6 protein-coding genes are annotated in these 6,785 nt (G+C 62.0%); 3 read left to right on the top strand and 3 right to left on the bottom strand.

Annotated elements, in window-relative coordinates:
• Together F8K16_RS01400 and F8K16_RS01395 are read right to left on the bottom strand one after the other, a co-directional pair.
• Positions 1 to 740 (bottom strand): TRAP transporter large permease subunit (locus tag F8K16_RS01400; RefSeq protein ID WP_294945915.1); only part of this gene is annotated, 740 nt, incomplete at its 3' end.
• Complete coding sequence (locus F8K16_RS01395; RefSeq protein ID WP_294945912.1) at positions 740 to 1,303, bottom strand: TRAP transporter small permease subunit; 564 nt, start codon at positions 1,301 to 1,303, stop codon at positions 740 to 742. The genes F8K16_RS01395 and F8K16_RS01400, both read right to left, overlap by 1 nt.
• Positions 1,304 to 1,371: 68 nt before the next feature.
• On the opposite strand from F8K16_RS01395, the gene F8K16_RS01390 reads away from it, so the two are divergent.
• Both F8K16_RS01390 and F8K16_RS01385 read left to right on the top strand, forming a co-directional pair.
• On the top strand, positions 1,372 to 3,540 hold the full coding sequence (locus F8K16_RS01390; protein WP_294945910.1) for a primosomal protein N': 2,169 nt from the start codon (positions 1,372 to 1,374) through the stop codon (positions 3,538 to 3,540).
• A 107-nt stretch (positions 3,541 to 3,647) separates the two neighbouring features.
• Complete coding sequence (locus F8K16_RS01385; RefSeq protein ID WP_294945908.1) at positions 3,648 to 4,280, top strand: thiopurine S-methyltransferase; 633 nt, start codon at positions 3,648 to 3,650, stop codon at positions 4,278 to 4,280.
• A gap of 52 nt (positions 4,281 to 4,332) precedes the next feature.
• Here F8K16_RS01385 and F8K16_RS01380 read toward each other — a convergent pair whose 3' ends face one another.
• Entirely contained in the window at positions 4,333 to 4,707 is a 375-nt protein-coding gene (locus F8K16_RS01380) for a hypothetical protein (RefSeq protein ID WP_294945906.1), read from the bottom strand.
• Between the two features lie 54 nt (positions 4,708 to 4,761).
• Here F8K16_RS01380 and leuS point away from each other — a divergent pair.
• Positions 4,762 to 6,785: leucine--tRNA ligase (gene leuS / locus F8K16_RS01375; protein WP_294945904.1), on the top strand; the 2,024-nt coding region annotated here is incomplete at its 3' end.

Genomic DNA, 6,785 nt, shown 5'->3' with positions numbered 1-6,785 from the left:
GGAATCAGGCTGGAGACCACCCGACGCAAGAGTGCCGGGTTGATCTCGGTGCGGCGGCGGGCAGGCAGGGCTTTCGGTTTGAGGTAGCTCATGGCCACCACATAGGCACCATACAGGCCCACCAGCAGCAGCCCTGGCAGAAACGCGCCAGCGAACAGGTCCCCCACGGATAGAGGTTCGGGCGCGAAGTTGCCCTGGGCCAGCTGGGCTTCTTGGTAGGCGTTGGAAATGACATCCCCCAGCAGGATCAGCACAATGGAAGGGGGGATGATTTGGCCAAGGGTGCCGGAGGCCACGATCACGCCACTGGCCAGTTTGGGGTCGTACCCCTGGCGCAGCATGGCTGGCAGGGCCAGCAGCCCCATGGTCACCACTGTGGCGCCTACGATGCCGGTGCTGGCCGCCAGCAGCATGCCCACCACGATGACCGCCAGGGCTAATCCGCCGCGCACATTACTCATCACATCGGACAGGGTGGTGAGCAGTTCATCGGCCAGGCGGCTTTTTTCCAGAATCAGCCCCATCAGCACGAACAGCGGCACCGCCAGCAGCGTTTCATTGGTCATGATGCCGTAAATCCGGCTGGGGATGCTCTCCAGAAAGGCCATGTCGAATGCGCCCGCCGCCGTAGCGATCAGCGCGAATAGCAAGGACACGCCGCCCAGCACAAAGGCGACGGGAAAACCGCTCATCAGGGCGACGAAGACGACCCCAAACAACAATAACGCCAGCCACGCCATTACACCGCCTCCTTGTCCAGATCTACATCCGCCTTCAGGCGCCGCCAGAACGGCGCGGCGGCATCCGGGTTGCGCAAGGTGAGCAGATAGAGCGCCGCCCAGCTCAGCGCCTGCAGCAGCATTAGCGCCGGCATGATCAGAATCAGCGTCTTGAGCAGCCACACATAGGGCAGGCCTGAGTCTTCCGTGGAGCGTTCCTGAATGGCCCAGCTGGCGGCCACGTAGTCCCAGCTGACCCAAAGGATGAAGGCGAACATGGGCACCGCCAGCAGTAGCACGCCCAGCAGGTTGACCCACAGCTGCCCACGCTGACTCAGTCGGGCGTAGAAGATGTCCACCCGAACATGGGCATCGCGCAGCCAGGCGTAACCCGCGCCCAGCATGAACGCTGTAGCGTGCAGGTAGACTAGGCTCTCCTGCAGGGTGATGGAGCCGGTGTTGAAGCCATAGCGCAGAATGACCACCACCGTGGCGGTCAGCGCCAGCACCAGCGTCAGCCAGCTGGCGGCCCGCCCGATGGTCTCCTGCAGCCGGTTCTGCCAGTGGATAAAGGTTGTCAGCATGGCGGCATCCTGTGTCAGAATAAGCTGTTTACGGACTGATTCCTGTTGAACCCGTCATTTTAGCCGCTATGTCCCTGGTTCGCATTGCCGTGGCCGTGCCCGGCCCCTTTTACTCGCCGCTGACCTATCTGGCGTCCCGTCCATTGGCGCCGGGCGTGCGGGTGCGGGTGCCCTTAGGCCCGCGGCAGGTGGTGGGCATTGTGCTGGAGGCGCCGGTGGATGATAGTCTGCCCGCCGATCGCCTCAAGCCGATGACCACCGTGCTGGACGAGCAGCCGGCGCTCTCAGCGGATCAATTGGCCTTGGGCGCCTGGTTGTGTCGCTATTATCACGCCCCGGCGGGTGAGGTCTACTTCATGCTGCTGCCCAAAGCCTTACGGGAAGGCAAGGCGTTGTGGAAACAGGGGGAGACGGTCTGGACGCTGACCGAGGCGGGCCAGGCGCTCAAGGTGGACGCCTTGCCGCTGCGGGCGGTGCGCCAACGACGCTTGTTGCAATGGCTGCAACAGCGGGAGCGGGCGACTGTGACGCAGCTGCGCGCCTTTATGGCCGAATACCGTGAGCCTTTGCGCCGCTTTGAGGCGCGTGGCTGGGTGCGGTCATTTGTGGCACCCTGCATGCCGACGCGTCCCTTGCCACCGGCTCGGCATCATGCTCTGAACCCGGCGCAGCAGCGGATTGTGGAGTCGGTGAGTTTGGATCGTTTCAACCCTCACCTGATCGAAGGGGTGACAGGCTCCGGCAAGACGGCAGTCTATCTGGCTTTGGTGGAGCGGGTGATCGCTACTGGGCGCCAGGCGCTGGTGCTGGTGCCGGAGATCGGTCTGACCCCGCAGATGATTGGGCGTTTTGAGGCCTGGCTGGGCCAGCCGGTGGTGGCGCTGCACTCCGGCCTGAATGACAGCGAGCGCCATTGCGGCTGGAGTCGTCTGGCCCGAGGGGAGGCGAAGGTGGCGCTGGGTACCCGCTCGGCGGTGCTGGGACGGTTTCAAAATCTGGGGCTGATTGTGGTGGACGAGGAGCATGACCTTTCCTACAAGCAACAGGAGGGGGTGCGCTATTCCGCACGGGACACCGCCCTGTGGCTGGGCAAGCATCTGGATATTCCGGTGGTGCTGGGGTCGGCCACGCCCTCGCTGGAGAGCCTGCACCACGCCCGCACCGGACGCTATGCCCATCACCGGTTGCGTCAGCGGGCTGGGCCGGCACGGCTACCTACACTCAAGTTGCTGGACATTCGCGGCGAGCGCATTGAGGCGGGGGTCTCGGCGCCGCTGCGTGCCGCCATGCAGGCCCATCTGGATCAAGGCCAGCAGGTGCTGCTGTTTCTCAACCGGCGGGGCTTTGCGCCGGTGCTCATGTGTCACCAGTGCGGCTGGCAGGCGGATTGTCCCGCTTGCAGCGCCCATCTGACCTATCATCGTGAGCCGGAACATTTGCACTGCCACCATTGCGACTATCAGCGCCCCGTGCCGGAACGCTGTCCCCACTGCGGCAGCGGCAGCTTTGTGCATGTGGGGCAGGGCACGGCTCGGCTGGAGGCGGCACTGGCGCAACAGTTTTCGGTGCCGGTGGTGCGTATCGACCGGGACAGCACCCGGCGCAAGGGCACGTTGGACGCCCAGCTGGATCGGGTGCGCTCCGGTGAGCCGCTGATTTTGGTGGGCACGCAGATGCTGGCCAAGGGGCACCACTTCCCCAAGGTGACGCTGGTGGGGCTGTTGGAGATGGATCAGGCGCTGTTTTCACCAGATTTCCGTGCGCCGGAGCGGCTGGCGCAACAGATCATCCAAGTGGCTGGCCGTGCTGGTCGGGGTGAGGCCCCCGGTGAGGTGTTGATTGAGACCCGGCAGCCGGAACATCCGCTGCTGCAGACGCTGGTCACCGGTGGCTATGAGGCTTTTGCTGAGGCGGCATTGGCGGAGCGGCAGGTGGCGCGGCTGCCGCCTTACGCCTATCAGGCGCTGATCCGCGCCAGCAGCCCGCAGGCGGAGGCGGCACAGGCTTTTCTGACAAAGGTGGCCGAGCGTTGTCAGCGGCCGGATGTGGACGTGTGGGGGCCGGTGCTTTCCCCGATGATGAAGCGCCAGGGGCACTGGCGCTATCAACTGCTGCTGCAAAGCGAGCAGCGCGCGCCGCTACATCGGCTGTTGGCGGCGCTGTTGCCCTGGTTGTGGGCGCAGCGTAGTCATCGGGTGCGCTGGTCCATTGATGTGGATCCACAGGATATGGGCTAACACGGGGGATCCCCTGATTTTTTGACAGGCCAGTTTTTCGCCGCGATGTGCGAATCGAGTATGGCTGCGCTTTGGTGTGTTTTCAGGTTTTTTGAGGGTATTTGAGCATGGATCGAGACTTTTGGGTCGCCCGTTGGCGCAATGGAGAGACCGGTTGGCACCTGCCGCACCCCAATCCGCTGCTGGTTGAGCATTGGCCAGCGCTTGAGGTACCGAAGGGGACTGAGGTGTTCGTACCTTTGTGTGGCAAGAGTGAGGATATGGTGTGGTTGGCGCAGCAGGGCTATCGGGTGCTGGGCAATGAGTTGTGCGAGGCGGCGGTGGCGGCCTTTTTTGCCGAGCAGGGGCTGACGCCGACGCGTGAGGCGTTGGGAGAGGCGTTGGTGCGTTGGCAGGCGGGGCCTTATACCTTGATTGAAGGGGACTTCTTTCAGCTCTCGCCTGCTTGGACGGCACAGGTATCGGCAGTGTATGACCGGGCGGCGCTGGTGGCCTTCCCACCGGCGATGCGGCCTCGCTACGCTGAGCAGTTGCAGCGGTTGGCGCCGAAAGGCGCAGGTTATCTGCTGATCAGCCTGACCGGACCGGTGGTGCCGGAGATGGGGCCACCCTTTTCCGTGCCGGAGGCGGAGATCGGCAGGCTGTTTGCGGACATGGAGTGGCTGTTGAAGCAGGCGGTCAAACAGGTTGAACGCAAGGGGCAGACTTGGTCAGAGACGGTTTGGGCTGGCGTGTTTTGACAGTGGATTGAAGTGGGCGCGCACCAGATGAGCGCGCCCGCTACGGTAGGGGTCAGATGATGTTTTCCATCTTGGCCGCATCGATCAGGCGCATGCGCGCCAGTTGGAGCACGGTGGGATCGGCCAGCTTTTCGCTGGCCTCCAGAAATTTCTCTTCCAGATAGACCGCATCCAGCGTGAGGATCTCTTCCAGGCCTTCGCCCACTTCTTCGAAGTATTTGGCTATGGCATCCAGGTCTTCCTTGAGCGTCTGCTTGACCTTGTCCAATTCCTCTCTGGTCAGCTCGGCGAAGATTTCTTCTTTTTCGGAAGCGGCGTCAATGGCCTTGTGCATGGCTTCCAACAGGTTGTCCTCGGCTTCCTTGGCAGCCTGTTGCGCCTTTTTCAGCAACGCGGCGTAGGCGCGTTTCTGTTGTTCGTTCAGCATGGTGGGTCTCCCGTTTATAATGGTGCGATTAACGTATCTATTATGAGGACACCCATGAAAGAATACCAGCCGCAGACGCTTGAAAAGGCCATCCAGCGCACTTGGGAGGCTAACAAGGCCTTCAAGGCGGTGGAGGATCCGAATAAGGAGAAATTCTACTGCCTGTCCATGTTCCCTTACCCTTCCGGCAAGCTGCACATGGGCCATGTGCGCAACTATACCATCGGCGATGTGATCGCCCGTTTCCAGCGCATGCAGGGCAAAAACGTACTCCAGCCCATGGGATGGGATGCCTTTGGCCTGCCGGCGGAGAATGCCGCCATCGCTAACGGTGTGGCCCCGGCTGAGTGGACCCGTCAGAACATCGATTACATGAAAGGGCAGCTCAAGAGTTTGGGCTTCGCCTATGACTGGGATCGGGAGATCGCCACCTGCGATCCGGACTATTACAAGTGGGAGCAGTGGCTGTTCACCAAGCTGTATGAAAAGGGGCTGGTCTATCGCAAGAAGTCGGTGGTCAACTGGGATCCGGTGGATCAGTGCGTGCTGGCCAACGAGCAGGTGATCGATGGCAAGGGCTGGCGCTCCGGCGCGCCGGTGGAGCGGCGTGAGCTGGATCAGTGGTTCGTCAAGATCACCGACTACGCCGATCAGCTGCTGGACGATCTGGATAAGCTGGACGGCTGGCCGGAGCAGGTCAAGACCATGCAACGTAACTGGATCGGCCGCTCTGAGGGGTTGGAAATCGACTTCCCACTGGCCGAGGGTGATGAGAAGCTGACCGTTTATACCACCCGCCCCGATACGCTGATGGGGGTCACCTATGTGGCGGTGGCGCCAGATCATCCGCTGAGCAAACAGGCGGCGGAAAACAATCCCGAGCTGGCCGCGTTTATCGATAAGTGTGCCCATATCGCCACGTCCGAGGCGGTGGTGGAGACGCTGGAAAAGGAGGGGGTGGACACAGGGCTTACGGTGAAGCACCCCATCACTGGTGAGGAACTGCCGGTGTGGGCAGCCAACTTCGTGCTCATGGGCTATGGCACCGGCGCGGTGATGAGCGTGCCCGCCCATGACCAGCGGGATTGGGCGTTCGCCAAAAAATATGGACTGCCCATCAAGGTGGTCATCAAGCCCGTGGGCGGTGACGTGCCGGATGTGTCCGAGGGTGCGTTCACTGAAAAGGGCGAGCTGGTCAACTCCGGCGAGTTTGATGGCATCAAATCTGAAGAAGCGCTGGACGTGTTCGCCAAGGTACTGGGCGAAAAGGGCCTGGGCCGTAAGCAGGTCAACTACCGCCTGCGTGACTGGGGGGTTTCCCGTCAGCGCTACTGGGGCTGCCCGATCCCGATGATCTATTGCGATACATGCGGTGTGGTGCCAGTGCCTGAAGAAGACCTGCCGGTGAAGTTGCCGGAGGATGTGGTGCCGGACGGGTCCGGCTCGCCGCTGGTTAAGATGCCCGAATTCTATGAGACCACCTGTCCTAAATGCGGTGGGGCGGCCCGGCGCGAGACGGATACCTTCGATACTTTCTTCGAGTCCAGCTGGTATTACGCCCGCTACGCCTGCCCCGATCAGAATCAGCGCATGCTGGATGAGCGGGCGGACTACTGGCTGCCGGTGGATCAGTATATCGGCGGTATTGAACATGCCATCCTGCATCTGCTCTACGCCCGCTTCTTCCACAAGCTGATGCGGGATTTCGGACTGGTTAAATCGGACGAGCCTTTCAGGAACCTGCTCACCCAGGGTATGGTGATTGCCGAGACCTGGTATCGGCAGAATCCGGATGGCTCCAAGACCTGGTTTAACCCGGCGGATGTTGAGGTGCAGCGGGATGAGAAGGGGCGCATCATCGGCGGTGTGCTCAAAAGCGACGGCCAGCCGGTAGAATTCGGCGGCATCGAGAAGATGTCCAAGTCCAAGAACAACGGCGTGGACCCACAGAGCATGGTGGAGAAATACGGTGCTGACACCGTGCGCCTGTTCACCATGTTTGCTGCCCCGCCCACCCAGTCGCTGGAGTGGTCGGACGCGGGTGTGGAAGGGGCGCACCGTTTCCTCCGGCGCCTGTG

The organism is Sulfurivirga sp., assembly GCF_015490265.1.
In the GTDB taxonomy this organism is placed as follows: Bacteria; Pseudomonadota; Gammaproteobacteria; order Thiomicrospirales; family Thiomicrospiraceae; genus Sulfurivirga.
The sequence above is the reverse complement of the archived record's forward strand: the minus strand, read 5'-3'. Positions and strand labels throughout refer to the sequence as shown.